Here is a 16,275-nt window from a genome sequence, read left to right as displayed (position 1 = left end):
TGTACCGGCTCTCCCCTGTTTTGGATGGCCTGCGCTTAAGGATAGTTGGGAATTCGTGAGGTAAAGGCAAGATGCGTAATTAGTTGTGGCAGACCGTTCGTCTGCCACCGCGCTAACCCACGGGGGCCGGGGCTTGCGCGTTACAAAAAAATTATTCTGAGGTGCCTTGCGCCGTTTCCGCAGGAAAAGTGGTACGCCACAGCTCAAAACCGCCATCCATGCTGTAGACGTCGGAAAAGCCCTGGCTGATGAGGTAAGCCGCCGCGCTCTGGCTGGAGTTGCCGTGATAGCAGACCACTACCAGCGGTGCGTCGAGGTCGGCGCTGCGGATGAAATCGGCGATGGAGTGGTTATCCACATGCCGGGAGCCGGCAATGTGCAGCGCGGCGTAGGTTTGCGGGTCGCGGATATCGACCACCACTGCGCCTTGTTCGCGCAGGGCATGGGCCTGTTCCGGGGGAATACGTTTGAATTCGCTCATGGCGGGCTCCTGTGGCTCGGCTGGAGGCGCAGTCTAGCGCGGGGCGCTGGCTGGCGTTGGTTCGCTGGTTTGTGGGGCGACTGCTGGCTCGGCGGCATGGCCATGCTCGTCGCATTTGCAGGACAGGCGTTCTCCGCTATCGACATCCATCAGGGTCAGGGCACCGCCCCAGACGCAACCTGTGTCGAGGGCGGAGACGCCCGGTTCGTTGCACTGGCCTTCAAGCGCGGCCCAGTGCCCGAAAATGATTTTCACGCCCTTGGTCTTGCGTTCCTTATGCTGGAACCAGGGTTTGTAGCCAGGTGGCGCAGTGTCCACGCCTTCCTTGGTCTTGAGGTCCAGCTTGCCTTCGGCGGTACAGAAACGCATGCGGGTGAAATAGTTGGTGATCACCCGAAGGCGCGTGACACCTTTGAGGTCGCTGTCCCATTTCGCTGGATCATTGCCGTACATACCGTCGAGGTAGGGTGGCAGCAAATTATCGTCGCGCAGGGTCGTCTCGACCTCGGCGGCGCATTTCAGGGCTTTGCGCAGCGACCATTGCGGCGGGATACCGGCATGCACCAGCACAACGTTACGTTGCTCGTCGTAGTGCATGAGCTTTTGCTGGCGTAGCCATTCCAACAGGTCGGCACAATCGGGGGCTTCAATAATCTCGCGAAGGGTGTCGGTTTTCTTCAGGCGTTCGATGTTTTTTCCGGCGGCCAACAAGTGCAGGTCATGGTTGCCGAGCACGCACACCAGCGATTCGCGAATGCTATAGAGGAAGCGCAAGGTAGCCAGCGACTGCGGACCACGGTTGACCAGATCACCCACCAGCCACAGACGATCCTTTGTCGGGTCGAAGGCTACTTTTTTGAGCAGGCATTGCAGGGCTTCAAGGCAGCCTTGCAAGTCTCCGACCGCATACGTTGCCATCAGTGCAAGGCTCCGGGCACCGCCAGCCGGAAGGGCGCAATGACAGCATCGAAATGCTTACCGTCGTCGGCAAGCATCTGATAAGTGCCTTGCATCGTACCGACCTTGGTGGTCATCACGGTGCCACTGCTGTAGGTGTGTTCTTCACCGGCCTGGATCAAGGGTTGCAAGCCCACGACGCCGGCACCGCGAACCTCCTCGACATGCCCGTCACCGTCGGTGATCACCCAGTGCCGTGACAACAATTTGGCCGGTAGCTCGCCATTGTTGTGCACGGTGATGGTGTAAGCGAAGGCAAAGCGGTTGTGCTCGGGTTGCGATTGTTCTGCCAGATAGCGGGTGACGACGCTGACGTCGACCTGATAACGAGGATCGGACATGCAAGAGGCCTTAAATCAAAGCGGGACGCGGGGCGTAGCTGATACAAATCAGTCTAGGCCAAGTACCGGGTAGTAAACCAGACATCGCGTCTGGCGTCCCACCCGATAACGCTCATCGCCTGTCAGTCGGCGGCAGGCGCCAGCGAGACTTGTTCGCTGAGCTTGTCGGCCAGGCGCACGAAAGCGGCGAGGTCGAGCTGCTCCGGGCGCAGACTGCCGTCGACACCGGCGGCGGTGATCTCGTCGTTGCTCAGCAGCAACTTGAGGGTGTTGCGCAGGGTCTTGCGGCGCTGGTTGAAGGCTTCACGCACCACACGCTCCAGCAGTTTGTGATCCTTTGCCGGGTGCGGCAGCACGGTGTGAGGCACAAGGCGCACGATGGCCGAGTCGACTTTCGGTGGCGGATTGAACGCACCGGGGCCAACGTTGAACAGGTGCTCGACCCGGCAATGGTACTGAACCATGATCGACAGGCGACCCCAGTCACCGCCACCAGGTCCCGCCGCCATGCGCTGGACCACTTCCTTTTGCAGCATGAAGTGCATGTCGCGAATCAGGCTGGCGTTATGCAGCAGGTGAAAAATCAGTGGCGTCGAGATGTTGTACGGCAGGTTGCCGACGACCCGAAGGCTGCCCGGTGCCGCATTCAGGCTGTTGAAGTCGAACTTCAGCGCATCGCCTTGATGCAGGTTGAAATTGCTCTTGCCGGCGAACTGCTGATTCAGGATCGGGATCAGGTCCTTGTCCAGCTCCACTACGTCCAGTTGCGCGCCGCTGCCCAGCAGGCCTTGGGTCAACGCACCCTGGCCCGGGCCGATTTCCAGCAGGCGGTCTTCCGGTTTGGCGTGGATGGAGCGCAGGATGCGGTCGATAACGCCGGCATCGTGCAGGAAGTTCTGGCCGAAACGCTTGCGCGCACGGTGTTGGTAATGCTCGGTCATAAACGGGTCTCGGCCATCTGGTAGGCAGTTTCCAGGGCGACTTGCAGGCTGCCGGTATCGATTTTACCGCTGCCGGCCAAGTCCAGGGCGGTGCCGTGGTCGACTGACGTGCGGATGATCGGCAAGCCGAGGGTCACGTTGACTGCCGCGCCGAAACCTTTGTATTTCAGTACGGGCAGGCCCTGGTCGTGGTACATCGCCAGCACCGCGTCGCAGTGCTCCAGATATTTGGGGGTAAACAGAGTGTCGGCGGGCAGGGGGCCACGAAGGTCCATGCCCTCGCCGCGCAGGCGCTCTAATGTAGGTTCGATGATATCGATTTCTTCATGGCCCAAGTGTCCGCCTTCACCGGCATGCGGGTTGAGTCCGCAGACCAGAATGCGTGGCTGGGCGATGCCGAATTTTTCTTGCAGGTCGCTGTGCAGGATCCGCGTGACTCGTTCCAGGCGCTCCGGCGTGATCGCATCGGCAATCTCGCGAAGGGGCAGGTGAGTCGTTACCAGCGCCACACGCAAGCCTCGGGTGGCCAGCATCATCACCACTTGTGCGGTATGGGTCAGGTCGGCGAGAAACTCGGTGTGCCCGGAAAAAGCTATCCCGGATTCATTGATTACACCTTTGTGCACAGGGGCGGTAATCATCCCGGCGAAATGCCCGTCGAGACAGCCTTGGCCCGCACGGGTAAGGGTTTCCAGGACGAAAGCGGCATTCGCCTTATCCAGTTGCCCGGCAGTGACCGGTGCACTGAGGGGGGTATCCCAGACATACAGGCTATTGGCAGGCGCCGGCGCGTCCGGCCAACTGTCCGGCGTCACCGGAATCAAGTCGACAGCCACGCCCAGCTGCGCGGCCCGCTCAAGGAGCAGGTCACGGCTGGTAATGGCAATCAGGGGGTGGGGCTGGGCTTGCGCGGCGAGCAGCAGGCACAGGTCGGGACCTATGCCGGCCGGTTCGCCGGGTGTCAGCGCGAAACGTTTGGGTTTCACTGTGCTGCCTGGTCTGCACCAGGGAGTTTGATCTCTACATAAGCTTCGTCACGGATCTGACGCAGCCAGGTTTGCAGCTCTTCGTCGTATTTGCGGTTGCGCAGTACGGTCATTGCTTGCTGCTCACGAGCCTGGGTGGTGCTGTCGGTGGCGCGACGGCCAAGGACTTCCAGAACGTGCCAGCCGTATTGGGTCTGGAATGGCTTGGACAGCTGACCTTGCGGGGTCTTGGCCATTACTTCGCGGAACTCGGGCACCAGCGCGTTAGGGTCGACCCAGTTCAGGTCGCCGCCATTGAGGGCTGAACCCGGATCTTCCGAGAAGCTTTTCGCCAACTCGCCGAAGTCTTCGCCGGCTTCGATACGGGCGTAGAGCGATTGGGCCAGTGCCTTGGTTTTTGCTTCGTCGCGGATCGGACTCGGTTTGACCAGGATATGACGCACGTGCACTTCATCGCGTGTCTGGGTTGCACCGCCACGCTTTTCGAGGATCTTCAGGATGATGAAGCCGCCCGGTGTGCGCATGGGTTGGGTGATGTCGCCGACTGCCATGGTGCTCAACATGCGATCGAATGGCGGTGGCAATTGAGCAGCTTTACGCCAGCCCATATCGCCGCCTTCCAGTGCAGTTTCGCTGGCAGATTTGGCAATGGCCAACTGACCGAAGTCAGCGCCTTGCTTAAGCTGCTGGTAGACCGCGTCCGCTTGTTTGGCCGCATTCTGAATCGCATCGGAGTTGGCGCTTTCCGGTGTAGGAATCAGGATGTTCGCCAGACGAAACTCTTCGGACAGCTGCATCTTGCCGAGGTCGGAAGCGAGGAAGTTCTTCACTTCCTGCTCGGACACCTGGATGCGTTCGGCTACACGACGCTGGCGCACACGGCTGATGATCATTTCGCGGCGAATCTGTTCACGGGCGTCGTCGTAAGACAGACCGTCGTGAGTCAGGGCGGCGCGGAACTGATCAATCGACATGTTATTGCGCTGGGCAATGGTGCCGACGGCCTGGTTCAGTTCTTCATCGGTAATGCGGATGCCGGAACGTTCGCCGATCTGCAGTTGCAGGTTTTCGACGATAAGGCGTTCCAGCACTTGCTGATCCAGCACACTGGCAGGCGGTGCCGCAGCACCGCGTTTGGCGATGGTTTGCTGAACTTCGTGGACACGCTGGTCCAGTTGGCTCTGCATGACCACGTCGTTATCGACAATGGCCACCACTTTATCGATGGACTGCACTGCGGCGTTAGCCGCAGTACCCAGGAACATCGCGCCCAGCAATAGCGGGCGCAGACAATCAGAAAGCTTGGTCTTCACGTTCACGATAACCTTGGATGCCTTTGTCGAGGAAGCTCTCTACTTTAGCGCCGGTGAGGCCGCCGAGACCTTTCAGAACGATTTGTAGGAAGACGCCGTGGTCGCCTTTTTCGTTTTGCGGAGCTTCCTGACTGAATTCGTCGTAGGAAACCCAGTAACGGTTGATCAGGCGCAGTTTCCAGCAGCAGTTGTCGTACTCGAAACCACCAAAGGCTTCCAGGGTACGGTTGCGGTTGTAGTCATACTGCCAACGGCTGATGGCGTTCCATTGCGGCACGATCGGCCACATCACCGAGAAGTCGTGCTGCTTGATTTTGTAGTAGTCCTTCACGAAGCCAGGCTGGCCAGGGGTGCCGTAGTCACCGCCACCCACGGACCACTTACCGGTGTTCTGGTCATAACGAACCTGGTCATTGCGATAGCGATAGCCGGCGTTGATGATCTTGTTCGGGTTGTCTTCAGGCTGGTAGTGGAACATCGCGCTACCCGAGCGAGGGCTGCGGCTGTCCGGATCCCAGTTGTAATCGGCGGTGGTGCGCCAATCGTGGTTCCAGCGGTATTCGTATTCCAGCGCATACGGCGAAACGTTGGAATGCGCGTCGTCGCGGGTTTTTGGATCGATACCCGGCAGCTGGACTTCACGGTTCTTGAAGTACATGGCCTGGCCGACACTGATCCGTTGACGCTCGAAACCGTCGTCTTCAATCCAGCGGTTGGTGATGCCCAGGGACAGCTTGTTCTCGTCGCCGACACGGTCGGAGCCCGAGAATCGGTTATCACGGAACAGCGACGCGTAGCTGAAGGTGTACTCGCTGGTGTCGAAAACAGGGATGTTTTCCTGATCCTTCTCGGGTACATAGAGGTAGTACAGGCGCGGCTCAAGGGTCTGGCGATAGTTTTTACCGAACCATTGGGTATTGCGATCGAAGTACAGGCCGCTGTCGATGCTGGCGATGGGTACGCCGCGGCTTTGGTTGCTGCCGAATGTACCGTTGAGCTGGTCTTGTTCTGCGTTCTGCGCAGCAATCTGGGATTTGCCGATACTGTCCAGGTCCAGTTGGTACTGAGTGTACTGGTACTTCAGGGATGGCTTCAGGAAACCATAGGTGGCATTCATCGGATAGCTGATAACCGGGGCCACATTCAGACGATCGCCGGTCGCGCGCGCCAGGCCTTGAACGTTGGTGTCCAGACGTGGACTTACATTGCCGTTTGCATCAGTGAAAGTGCCATTTTTCAGGTCACGATCAAATCGCACTATTTCAGTTTCGTAAGCGAAATCCAGTCCGCCCGGATGCTCCGGCAACTGACCGTTGAAGGTGATCTGCGGCAGACGATCATATGGCGTGATGTTGGAAACGGTTGCCAGCTCGTAAGCCTGGGCATTGAGGCGGGCCACATAGCTGTCGCCACGGTAAGTGACGGAACCCTGCTGGTTTACATAGTCAGCGCTTTTCACGCCAATCTGGTCAGTCTGCAGATCCTGGAAGTAGTACGGATCGCTGATCTTGGTGTAATCGACCTGCGTTAAGACCCGCGAATCCAGACCGCCCTTGTGCTGCCAGTTATACATGTAGCGGTTTTTCTGATAATCGGTCTGCTTGCTGCGATCGGTATCTTCGTCGTTGAGGTACGCGGCACCAAACTGACCTTCGCTCGACTTGGTCAGGTAGCGGAACTCGCCTTCCATCAACAGGCCGTGCTTGCTCATGTAACGCGGGTACAACGTGGCGTCGTAGTTCGGTGCCAGGTTGAAGTAATACGGTGTGACCAGCAGGAAGCCGGTATCGCTGCCCGCGCCGATGGTCGGCGGCAGGAAGCCGGACTGGCGACGGTCGTCGATCGGGAAATAGATGTAGGGCGTGTACAGGACTGGAATGTCCTTGACCCGCAATGTCACGTTGGTTGCGGTACCGAAGCCGGTCGCCGGGTTCAAGGTGATGTTGTTGCCCTTGAGCTGCCAGGCGTTGCTGTTCGGTTCGCACGTGGTGTACGTACCGTCCTTGAGACGGATGATCGCGTTTTCGGCCCGTTTGGCGTACAGCGCGCTACCGCGGATGCGGGATTTATGCATCACGTATTCGGCGTTATCGACCTTGGCTTCACCGGTGTCGAGCTGCACGTCGGCATGGTCGCCGACAAGCAGCGCGCCGTTGTCGCGAATACGGACGTTGCCGCTCAGTTCGCCACGGCTCTCGGCCTGGTAAAGGTTGGCCTCGTCGGCTTCGACCTGCATGCTGCCTTGGCGCATGACGACGTCACCGGCGAGCGTGCCGACCTGATCTTCGGTGTTATAGCGCGAAGCCTTGGCGCCGATAAAGGTCGGGGCGTCACTTTTATTCGTCGTGTCATTCATGCCAGGACGAATCGGTTCGATATAGGAACCAGAGCAGTAAGGACCGGTCTCGGCCAATTGCGCAGCCGTGAGGTTTTCACGAGGAACCCAATCGAGGTGACTGTAGTCTGCACTACGCGACTTCAGGCCGCGGCCTTTGGCCTCGGTAACCAGCACAGGCTTGGCGCCGGTATCTTCACGGGGGCCGCCTTCGGGCGAGGCTTCGCCCGTGGCGGAAACTGCGCTGCCCTCATGGACGGGACGCGGAGGCAAGGCCGCCGCTGGCGATTTTGGCGCACAGGCCCAGGCGCCCGAAGCAGAGACTGAGCAGTCATACTGTTCCGCGGCGACCACGAATGAAGTGGCTAGGGGTTGCAGGGCCAGCAGACTGCCGGTAACCAACAACGGAAATTTTTTACGAAACGCGGGGGATTTCAATGCCATCTTATTAGTCCGGGCTTCCTGCGTGCCATCTGCCCGCGGTGTGGGCCGCACGCCTCTCGATGGTCTGAAAAAGATGCTGGATAATAAAGCATGACCCGCTTGACGGCTAGCGCCGTCGGAGACCCTTGCAATGCCTGACCAAGATGTACGTTTGCAACACCTGAAAGTTTGGCTCGATGAGCAGTTGGCCGTCCTTTTTGCAGAACAGGATTGGGGCGTTGTACCCCCGGCCACGTTGACTGCGGCCAGTAGTGATGCGAGTTTTCGGCGCTATTTCCGTTGGGAAGGCGCCGGCAGAAGTTTCGTCGTGATGGACGCGCCACCGCCCCAGGAAAACTGCAAACCCTTCGTGGATATCGCTTTTTTGCTGGCGAAATCCGGAATAAATGTGCCGAAAATTTATGCCGAAGACCTCGAACGCGGTTTTCTTTTGCTCAATGACCTGGGCAACAAGACGTATCTGGACGTGATCGACAGCGAAAACGCCGACGATTTGTTCAAGGACGCCCTGGATGCCTTGCTGGCTTTTCAGCAGTTGCCAATGGTTGCGCCGCTGCCCAGTTATGACGTGGCGCTGTTGCGTCGCGAGCTGGAATTGTTCCCCGAGTGGTACGTGAAGCGCGAGCTGGGCATCGAGTTCGACGCGGCGCAACAAATGCTCTGGCAGAACGTCACCGATGTGTTGATCGACAGCGCCCTGGCTCAGCCCAAAGTGCTGGTGCACCGCGACTACATGCCGCGCAACCTGATGCTCAGCGAGCCTAATCCTGGCGTGCTGGATTTCCAGGACGCGGTCTATGGCCCGGTGACCTACGATGTGACCTGCCTGTTCAAGGATGCCTTCCTGAGCTGGCCAGAAGAACGCGTACGCGGCTGGCTGGAAAACTACTGGCAGCAAGCGGGCGAGCTCGGTATTCCCGTGCAGCCTGACTTCGAAGACTTCCTGCGGGCCAGCGACCTGATGGGCGTGCAGCGCCACCTGAAAGTGATCGGCATTTTCGCGCGCATCTGCCATCGCGACGGCAAACCCCGCTACCTGGCTGATGTGCCACGCTTCTTTGCCTATATAGATGCAGTGATAGCCCGCCGCCCTGAATTGGCTGAGCTGGATGTGTTGCTGCTGAGTCTGCGCGCTGGAGTCCCGGCATGAAGGCAATGATTCTGGCAGCCGGCAAAGGCGAGCGCATGCGCCCGTTGACCCTGTCCACGCCAAAGCCGCTGGTTCGTGCCGGCGGCGTGCCCCTGATCGAGTATCACTTGAAGGCCCTGGCGATTGCCGGGTTCACCGAGGTCGTGATCAATCACGCCTGGCTTGGTCAACAACTCGAAAGCTACCTGGGCGACGGTTCGCAATACGGCATGCGTATTGAGTACTCGCGAGAAGGTGAGCCGCTGGAAACCGGCGGCGGGATTTTCCGCGCGTTGCCATTATTGGGTGACGAGGCCTTTGTGGTGGTCAACGGCGACATCTGGACCGACTACGACTTCAGCGTGTTGCATCAACCCATTGCCGGGCTGGCCCACCTGGTGTTGGCGGATAACCCGCTCCATCATCCAGCCGGCGACTTCACACTGGTTGACGGGCAAGTGCAAGACGCTCAACCGGGCGCCGCGACCCTGACCTACAGCGGCATTGCCGTGCTGCATCCGCACTTGTTCGACGGTTGCTCGGCCGGTGCCTTCAAACTCGCACCGCTGCTGCGCAAGGCCATGGCCGATGGGCAGGTCACGGGCGAACACCTGCGAGGGCATTGGGTGGATGTCGGCACGCACGAGCGTCTGGCCGAAGTTGAATCCTTGATAGAAGCGAGACGCTGAGATGCTGTGGCCAGGGACTCTGATTGGAGCCGGAGCGGGCTTTGCCATAGCCAGTATTCCGGGGGCCATGCTCGGCGCTTTGTTGGGGCAGGCACTGGATCGGCGCTTGCACTTGCAGAGCTGGGGACAATTGCGTGAAAAGCTCGGCGGTCGTCCGATGCTGCGCAACGATGAGCTGTTATTCGTGTTGCTGGGGCGCTTGGCCAAGAGCGATGGGCGTGTGGTGGATGGCCATATCCAGCAGGCCCGTCAGGAAATGCGTTCGCTGGAGATGACCGAGTCGGCGCAGCGACGTGCCATTGCCGCGTTCAATCGTGGCAAGTCGGGCAGTGACCGGTTACGCGGGTATCTGCGCCGATTGAGTGCGCAGCCCCATGCGGCGGAAGGTGTGTTGCGTGCCTGTTGGCGGATGGTCTGGGCCGATGGCCGTGCCGGAAACCGCGAGCGCGAGCTGATTGCGCAGTGGGGGAAATGGCTAGGCTGGACGCCCCATCAGGTGCAGGCACTGGCGGCCGACTATGAACAGCACAAGCGGCCGCAAGTCAGCGCCACCCTCACTTATCAGGATGCACTGCGGCTATTGGGTGTGTCGGCGACCAGTGAGCCGGCGCAGATCAAGCGTGCCTATCGACGCCTGCTCAGTCGCCATCACCCGGACAAGATTGCCGGCAGCGGTGCGACCGCGTTGCAGGTGCGTGAAGCGACTGACAAGACACGTGAACTGCATAGCGCCTACACGTTGATTCGCCAGCGACGGGATTTTCGGTAACCGGCGGCGATGCGCTGGCTGTGAGACCGCCATCGCGAGCAGGCTCGCTCCCACACTTGATCCAGGCCGAACACAAATGATGTGTTTACCGAAAATCCAATGTGGGAGCGAGCCTGCTCGCGATAAGGGGGACGCGGTCTTTCAGTCCGCCGCTTTCTGCGGATTCAACCAGCCGCGCACTCGACGCACCAATTGCTCTTGCTCCGCCGCGGCGTTACCGGGCAGTGCCTTGAGCGATACCTGGCTGAACGCCGAAGTCTTCAAGCGCTTGCTGGCCTGCATCCGCTCCAGCGCCGCCTTGCGATCCAGTGGTTTATCCACATAGAAAATGTCTGCCGTCGGCAGCTTCAGCGTCGGCGTCAACTCAACCAGATCGGGTTTCGCCGCCACCGGCGTCTGCACCGCGACCATCACGAACTTCTCCACTTGCGCGGGTTGCTTTTCGCTCAGATATCGCGCGGCCCAGTAAGCGCCAGTGCCATGACCCAACACCACAATGCGCCGAGCGCTCTGTTGCTCTGCATAGGCAATGGCGGCATCGATACGGGCGAAGATGCGTTCGGCGTCGGCCTTGGCTTGTTCCTCGGTGGTTTCGGCGATGGCCTTGTCGGCCACTTCCGCTTCGCCGCCGGCCGCTTGCTCGATGGGGGCTGTCGTGGTCGAGTCCTTGCTGCCGGTTTGCGGCGCCTTGAGCGTTGGCGGCATTTCAACGACGCGTGGCGCAATGGCATCGCTTTGCAGGTCCGGCAGGGTGATACTCAGGCTGCTCCACTGGGCGTCAGGTAATTTGCGCCGCAATGGACCGATTACTTGCGGCCAGTCAACGGTTTCTCCGGCGCCCGGGATGATAATCACCGCACCTTTGGGCTCGGCGGTATTGGCCGGTTTCCACAGCGCGAGGAAAGTGTCGGCACCGGCTTGCAGTTGTTGCTGTTCCTGAACAGGGATTTTTCGCTCAAGTGCTGTCGCTTCTTCCTGACTACGCTCAAGCAGCGGCTGGCGTTCGACCGGTTTTTCTTCTGCGGGTTTTTCCGCAGCCACAGGTGCCGGGTCAGCCGCTTCGACAGAAAAGGCGCAAGGCAGGATCAGCGACAGGCACAATGCTGGCAGTGCCAGGCGGTAGACAGGGGGCATCGGATATTCCAGGCCAGAAGTTATTCCGGCAGCCTAAAGGGTTGGTCAGTATTTGTCAGTGTGTGGGACTTCAATGATGCGTTTTCGCTGCCTGTGGGTTATCGGCTGTTTGTGGTTTCCCTTGATCAGTTGGGCGGCCTCCGCGCCAGCGGCGCACGTCGCGCCCTTGTCGGCCCGGCAACAACAGTGGCTGGCAGAGCACGGCGAGTTGCGTGTCGGGCTGGTGTTGCAGGCACCTTATGCGCAATACGATCGCCGTTTGCAGCGGTTGTCCGGGGTTAACGTCGAGTTGATGAAATGGCTGGCCAAAGCGCTCAAGGTCGAGCTGAGCTGGCGCAATTTCCCCGACCTTGAACAATTGGAAGCTGCCGCGCGCGAGGGTGAAATCGACATCGCCCCGGGGTTGACCCAAACCCCCGCCAGTCTGAGGCTCTGGCAATTCACCGACCCCTACATGCGCGTGCCGCAACTGGTGGTCAGTGACCAGAAAAGCGCTGGCGTGGTGGAACTGGAAAAACTCGACAGCCGAATCCGCGTTGCCGTGCGCATGCCAAGCGCCACGGCAGATTATCTGCGCAGCAACTATCCACATCTGAACCTGCAAGGCGTACCGATCGACCGCCAGGCGTTGCAGCTGTTACTGAGTCAGCAGGCCGGTTACGCGATTGTCGATGAGGCGCAGTTGGGGCGTTTGTCGATTGAGCCCGAGTTCGCCGGACTGGTCGTGGTGGGGGACATCGGTTTGCCGCAATTGCTGCGCGTGGCCACGCGCCGGGACTTGCCGGAGTTGGCCGGCATCGTCGAAAGCGCGCTACGGGCGATTCCGGCCAAAGACCTGGAACAACTGCATAACCAATGGCTGCAACCCAAGTACCCGCGTTTGACCGAATCACCGGGATTCTGGCAAAACCTCTGCCTGCTGATGGCGGTGTTGATGCTGACCAGCATGGCCATCGTGATCTGGCAGCGTCGCCAGCAGCACAGCCTGGAGCAGCGCCTGTTGGCGGCACGCGAAGACATTGCCCAGCGTGAGGCCAGTGAAGAGGCGTTGCGCCTGACGCAGTTTTCCATCGACCAGAGCACCGTCGGCATCCTCTGGGTCAATTGGGACAGCCACGTGCGCTATGCCAACCGAGCCGCCGAAACCATGCTTGGCTACCCGGCGGGCGGGATCATTGATCGGCCGCTGATCGACTTCGAACCCGGTTTGCATATGGACCGTTGGCTGAACCTGTGGAAGCGTGCGCGCGCCAGTGAAGAAGGGCCACAAAGCTTCGAAACCAACTGTGTGCGGGCCGATGGCAGCATCCTGCCGACCGATGTTTCGTTGAGTTTCCTGCGCTTTCGCGACGGCGAATACCTGGTGGTCTACCTCAATGACGTCACTGAACGGCGTCGCGCCCTGGCCGCCTTGCAGGAAAGTGAGGCACGGTTGCAGGGGATTGCCGCCAACGTTCCGGGACTGGTCTTTCGCCTGGAGCGGGCGCCGGTGACAGGTCAGATCGACTTTGCCTACATCAGTGAAGGCAGCGAGAGCCTGGTCGGTTATTCGCCGGCTACCCTGGCGCATCGCGACAAAGGCCTGCGCAGCCTGGTACATCCAGACGACAAGGCCAGCTATCACCAGACCCAGGATCATGCACTGGACACCGACAGTGACTGGTCGTGGCAGGGGCGGATTCTCACGCGTTCTGGCGAACAGCGTTGGGCCGAGATCAAGGCCATTACCCGCCGGCTCGAGGATGGCGCCTATGTCTGGGACGGGATTGTCTGGGACATCAGCGAGAGCAAGCGCATCGAACTGGAACTGGCCAGCTCCCGCGAGCAACTGCGTGAATTGTCGGCTCACCTGGAGAGCGTGCGGGAGGAGGAAAAGGCTCGCATCGCAAGGGAAGTTCACGACGAGTTGGGTCAGATGCTGACCGTGCTTAAACTGGAAACGTCCATGTGCGAACTGGCCTACGCCCAGCTCGACCCTGGTCTGAATGAACGATTGAACAGCATGAAACGCTTGATCGCTCAGCTGTTCCAGTTGGTGCGTGATGTGGCGACGGCGCTACGGCCACCGATTCTCGATGCCGGCATCGCCTCGGCCATCGAGTGGCAGGCCCGGCGATTCGAGGCGCGCACGCAGATTCCGTGCCTGGTGCAGGTGCCGGAAAACCTGCCGGTGCTCAGTGATGCCAAGGCGATTGGCCTGTTCCGGATCCTTCAGGAAGCACTGACCAATGTCATGCGCCATGCCCAGGCGCATACTGTTGAGCTGACGCTGACCCTTGAAGGCGATGAGTTGTGCCTGACCGTCAGCGATGATGGCGTAGGATTTGTTCCGGCTACTGGCCGGCCAACGTCCTTTGGCGTGGTAGGCATGCGCGAACGGGTGTTGATCATGGGCGGGGAACTGTCGCTTGAAAGTGAGCCGGGGGAGGGCACAACGTTGAGTGTGCGGGTGCCGGTGGAAGCAACCTGAATTTTTGTGGTGTCTGTACTGACGCTATCGCGGGCAAGTCGAATCGTCGCACCGCCGCTACCACAGAAATTTGTGAACGCTGCAGATCCAATGTGGGGGCGGGCTTTGCGGGCGGTGTTGCGACGATAGATCTTGGCTCTGACATAAGAACAATGGAGAAGAACGTGATCCGTGTACTGGTAGCCGAAGACCACACCATCGTCCGTGAGGGCATCAAGCAGCTGATTGGCCTGGCCAAGGATTTGCTGGTGGTGGGGGAGGCGAGCAATGGTGAACAACTGCTCGAAACTTTGCGTCATGTGCCCTGCGAGGTGGTGTTGCTGGACATCTCGATGCCCGGGGTCAATGGCCTGGAGGCGATTCCACGGATTCGCGCGCTGAACAATCCCCCGGCGATCCTGGTGCTGTCGATGCACGATGAAGCACAAATGGCCGCCAGGGCGCTGAAGGTTGGCGCTGCGGGTTATGCGACCAAGGACAGCGATCCGGCACTGCTGCTGACCGCGATCCGCAAAGTCGCGGCGGGCGGGCGTTACATCGACCCGGACCTGGCTGACCGGATGGTCTTCGAAGTCGGCCTGACCGATTCGCGACCGTTGCACGCCTTATTGTCGGAACGCGAGTTTTCAGTATTCGAGCGCTTGGCCCAGGGCGCTAACGTCAACGACATCGCCCAGCAACTGGCCCTGAGCAGCAAGACCATCAGCACCCACAAGGCGCGCCTGATGCAGAAGCTCAACATCACCTCCCTGGCGGAACTGGTGAAATACGCGATGGAACACAAACTTCTCTAAGACACACCACCGTTCACTGTGGGAGCGGGCTTGCCCGCGATGACGGAGGAACATTCAAGGTATATACCTACTGGCACACCGCAATCGCGAGCAAGCTCGCTCCCACAGGACAGCGGTGACATACCCATTTGCGACAGCCTCAATCAATACTTCTGCCAATTCTTGTGGCTTTTAGCTTCAAACCACCGCAGCACCTATCCAATCCCGCCATCCTTGTAGGGCAATCCCTACCCCCAACCTTCCAAACGGCTGAGGCGATTCTCTCCTGCGCCCCGATTTGCGCGCATCCCAGCGTCCACTAGGCTTAGTCCACAGCAGTCATCAATAACAAAGGTGTGGGTATGAGCCAGGTCGATTCAAGTACAGGGGCCAATGACATTCTGGTCAGCTTTCGTGGAGTGCAGAAGAGCTACGACGGCGAGAACCTGATCGTCAAAGACCTCAACCTGGATATTCGCAAAGGCGAATTCCTCACCTTGCTCGGGCCGTCCGGTTCCGGCAAGACCACCAGCCTGATGATGCTCGCCGGTTTTGAAACACCGACCGCTGGCGAAATCCTGCTGGCCGGGCGCGCCATCAACAATGTGCCGCCGCACAAACGCGACATCGGCATGGTGTTCCAGAATTACGCCTTGTTCCCCCACATGACCGTGGCCGAGAACCTTGCATTCCCGCTGACCGTGCGCGGCTTGAACAAGAGCGACGTCAGTGACCGGGTCAAGCGTGTCTTGAGCATGGTGCAGCTCGACACCTTCGCCCAGCGTTATCCCGCCCAACTGTCCGGCGGTCAGCAACAGCGTGTGGCCCTGGCCCGTGCGTTGGTGTTCGAACCGCAACTGGTGCTGATGGACGAACCGCTCGGCGCACTCGACAAACAACTGCGCGAACACATGCAGATGGAGATCAAGCACCTGCACCAGCGTCTCGGCGTGACCGTGGTCTACGTGACCCACGACCAGGGCGAAGCCTTGACCATGTCCGACCGCGTGGCAGTGTTCCATCAGGGCGAAATCCAGCAGATCGCCCCACCGCGCACCCTCTATGAAGAGCCAAAGAACACCTTCGTCGCCAACTTCATCGGCGAGAACAACCGTCTTAACGGGCGCTTGCACAGCCAGACGGGCGACCGTTGCATCGTTGAACTCGGTCGCGGTGAAAAAGTTGAAGCGCTGGCGGTCAATGTCGGCAAGACCGGCGAGCCGGTCACGCTGTCGATCCGCCCGGAACGCGTGAGCCTCAATGGTTCGAGCGAGTCCTGCGTCAATCGCTTCTCCGGGCGGGTGGAGGAATTCATCTATCTGGGCGACCACGTCCGGGTTCGTCTGGAAGTCTGCGGCAAGACCGACTTCTTTGTGAAACAACCGATTGCCGAGCTCGATCCCGCGCTTGCCGTCGGTGACGTGGTACCGCTTGGCTGGCAGGTCGAACACGTTCGCGCGCTCGACCCACTTCTAGAGGCGCATTAATCGCCCCGGCTACACCAACACCAACC

Annotated in this window: 14 protein-coding genes; 6 read left to right on the top strand and 8 right to left on the bottom strand. The window is 59.7% G+C overall.

The window, feature by feature from the left end; translation table 11 throughout:
• Positions 1–151: 151 nt before the first annotated feature.
• The 7 genes from glpE to QRN31_RS14255 all read right to left on the bottom strand — a co-directional run bounded on the left by glpE (position 152) and on the right by QRN31_RS14255 (position 7,798).
• Positions 152–481, bottom strand: a complete 330-nt coding sequence (glpE, locus tag QRN31_RS14285) for a thiosulfate sulfurtransferase GlpE (protein ID WP_285432619.1) — start codon at positions 479–481, stop codon at positions 152–154.
• A gap of 33 nt (positions 482–514) precedes the next feature.
• Positions 515–1,399: a symmetrical bis(5'-nucleosyl)-tetraphosphatase gene (locus tag QRN31_RS14280; RefSeq protein ID WP_285432618.1), complete on the bottom strand. Its 885-nt coding sequence runs from the start codon at positions 1,397–1,399 to the stop codon at positions 515–517.
• On the bottom strand, positions 1,399–1,779 hold the full coding sequence (apaG, locus tag QRN31_RS14275; protein ID WP_285432616.1) for a Co2+/Mg2+ efflux facilitator ApaG/CorD: 381 nt from the start codon (positions 1,777–1,779) through the stop codon (positions 1,399–1,401). The genes QRN31_RS14280 and apaG overlap by 1 nt, the downstream gene beginning before the upstream one ends.
• A gap of 122 nt (positions 1,780–1,901) precedes the next feature.
• The gene (gene rsmA, locus QRN31_RS14270; protein ID WP_285432615.1) at positions 1,902–2,720 is read right to left on the bottom strand and encodes a 16S rRNA (adenine(1518)-N(6)/adenine(1519)-N(6))-dimethyltransferase RsmA; all 819 of its coding nucleotides are present in this window, start codon (positions 2,718–2,720) and stop codon (positions 1,902–1,904) included.
• Positions 2,717–3,706: a 4-hydroxythreonine-4-phosphate dehydrogenase PdxA gene (gene pdxA, locus QRN31_RS14265; protein WP_285432613.1), complete on the bottom strand. Its 990-nt coding sequence runs from the start codon at positions 3,704–3,706 to the stop codon at positions 2,717–2,719. Before pdxA ends, rsmA begins: the two co-directional genes overlap by 4 nt.
• Positions 3,703–5,019, bottom strand: coding sequence for a peptidylprolyl isomerase SurA (gene surA / locus QRN31_RS14260; protein WP_285432611.1), 1,317 nt, complete (start codon positions 5,017–5,019; stop codon positions 3,703–3,705). Before surA ends, pdxA begins: the two co-directional genes overlap by 4 nt.
• Positions 5,000–7,798: an LPS-assembly protein LptD gene (locus tag QRN31_RS14255; RefSeq protein WP_285432609.1), complete on the bottom strand. Its 2,799-nt coding sequence runs from the start codon at positions 7,796–7,798 to the stop codon at positions 5,000–5,002. Before QRN31_RS14255 ends, surA begins: the two co-directional genes overlap by 20 nt.
• A 130-nt stretch (positions 7,799–7,928) precedes the next feature.
• Here QRN31_RS14255 and QRN31_RS14250 point away from each other — a divergent pair, with 130 nt between their 5' ends.
• Genes QRN31_RS14250 through QRN31_RS14240 form a run of 3 tightly spaced genes read left to right on the top strand, consistent with a single transcriptional unit; the run spans position 7,929 to position 10,385 of the window.
• Positions 7,929–8,948, top strand: coding sequence for an aminoglycoside phosphotransferase family protein (locus QRN31_RS14250; RefSeq protein WP_285432607.1), 1,020 nt, complete (start codon positions 7,929–7,931; stop codon positions 8,946–8,948).
• Positions 8,945–9,616, top strand: coding sequence for an N-acetylmuramate alpha-1-phosphate uridylyltransferase MurU (gene murU, locus QRN31_RS14245; protein ID WP_285432606.1), 672 nt, complete (start codon positions 8,945–8,947; stop codon positions 9,614–9,616). Before QRN31_RS14250 ends, murU begins: the two co-directional genes overlap by 4 nt.
• A gap of 1 nt (position 9,617) precedes the next feature.
• Complete coding sequence (locus tag QRN31_RS14240; protein ID WP_285432604.1) at positions 9,618–10,385, top strand: TerB family tellurite resistance protein; 768 nt, start codon at positions 9,618–9,620, stop codon at positions 10,383–10,385.
• A gap of 141 nt (positions 10,386–10,526) precedes the next feature.
• Here QRN31_RS14240 and QRN31_RS14235 read toward each other — a convergent pair whose 3' ends face one another.
• Complete coding sequence (locus tag QRN31_RS14235) at positions 10,527–11,519, bottom strand: alpha/beta hydrolase family protein (protein ID WP_285432603.1); 993 nt, start codon at positions 11,517–11,519, stop codon at positions 10,527–10,529.
• 73 nt (positions 11,520–11,592) lie between these two features.
• Here QRN31_RS14235 and QRN31_RS14230 point away from each other — a divergent pair, with 73 nt between their 5' ends.
• From QRN31_RS14230 to QRN31_RS14220, 3 genes are all read left to right on the top strand, one after another.
• Positions 11,593–13,989 carry a PAS domain S-box protein gene (locus QRN31_RS14230; RefSeq protein WP_285432602.1) on the top strand — a complete coding sequence of 799 codons (2,397 nt, stop codon included), beginning with the start codon at positions 11,593–11,595 and terminating at the stop codon, positions 13,987–13,989.
• A gap of 164 nt (positions 13,990–14,153) precedes the next feature.
• Entirely contained in the window at positions 14,154–14,783 is a 630-nt protein-coding gene (locus tag QRN31_RS14225) for a response regulator (protein ID WP_458508544.1), read from the top strand.
• 341 nt (positions 14,784–15,124) lie between these two features.
• Complete coding sequence (locus QRN31_RS14220) at positions 15,125–16,249, top strand: ABC transporter ATP-binding protein (protein ID WP_285432600.1); 1,125 nt, start codon at positions 15,125–15,127, stop codon at positions 16,247–16,249.
• The last annotated feature ends 26 nt before the right edge of the window (positions 16,250–16,275 follow it).

The organism is Pseudomonas sp. fls2-241-R2A-110, from assembly GCF_030209165.1.
Lineage (GTDB): Bacteria > Pseudomonadota > Gammaproteobacteria > Pseudomonadales > Pseudomonadaceae > Aquipseudomonas.
Note: the sequence above shows the minus strand (reverse complement) of the source record. Positions and strands in the feature narration are given on the sequence as shown.

Coding starts and splice junctions, on each gene's coding strand:
- glpE (WP_285432619.1), bottom strand. CDS start 481: ATGAGCGAATTCAAACGTATTCCCCCGGAACAGGCCCATGCCCTGCGC.
- QRN31_RS14280 (WP_285432618.1), bottom strand. CDS start 1,399: ATGGCAACGTATGCGGTCGGAGACTTGCAAGGCTGCCTTGAAGCCCTG.
- apaG (WP_285432616.1), bottom strand. CDS start 1,779: ATGTCCGATCCTCGTTATCAGGTCGACGTCAGCGTCGTCACCCGCTAT.
- rsmA (WP_285432615.1), bottom strand. CDS start 2,720: ATGACCGAGCATTACCAACACCGTGCGCGCAAGCGTTTCGGCCAGAAC.
- QRN31_RS14255 (WP_285432609.1), bottom strand. CDS start 7,798: ATGGCATTGAAATCCCCCGCGTTTCGTAAAAAATTTCCGTTGTTGGTT.
- QRN31_RS14250 (WP_285432607.1), top strand. CDS start 7,929: ATGCCTGACCAAGATGTACGTTTGCAACACCTGAAAGTTTGGCTCGAT.
- murU (WP_285432606.1), top strand. CDS start 8,945: ATGAAGGCAATGATTCTGGCAGCCGGCAAAGGCGAGCGCATGCGCCCG.
- QRN31_RS14240 (WP_285432604.1), top strand. CDS start 9,618: ATGCTGTGGCCAGGGACTCTGATTGGAGCCGGAGCGGGCTTTGCCATA.
- QRN31_RS14235 (WP_285432603.1), bottom strand. CDS start 11,519: ATGCCCCCTGTCTACCGCCTGGCACTGCCAGCATTGTGCCTGTCGCTG.
- QRN31_RS14230 (WP_285432602.1), top strand. CDS start 11,593: ATGATGCGTTTTCGCTGCCTGTGGGTTATCGGCTGTTTGTGGTTTCCC.
- QRN31_RS14220 (WP_285432600.1), top strand. CDS start 15,125: ATGAGCCAGGTCGATTCAAGTACAGGGGCCAATGACATTCTGGTCAGC.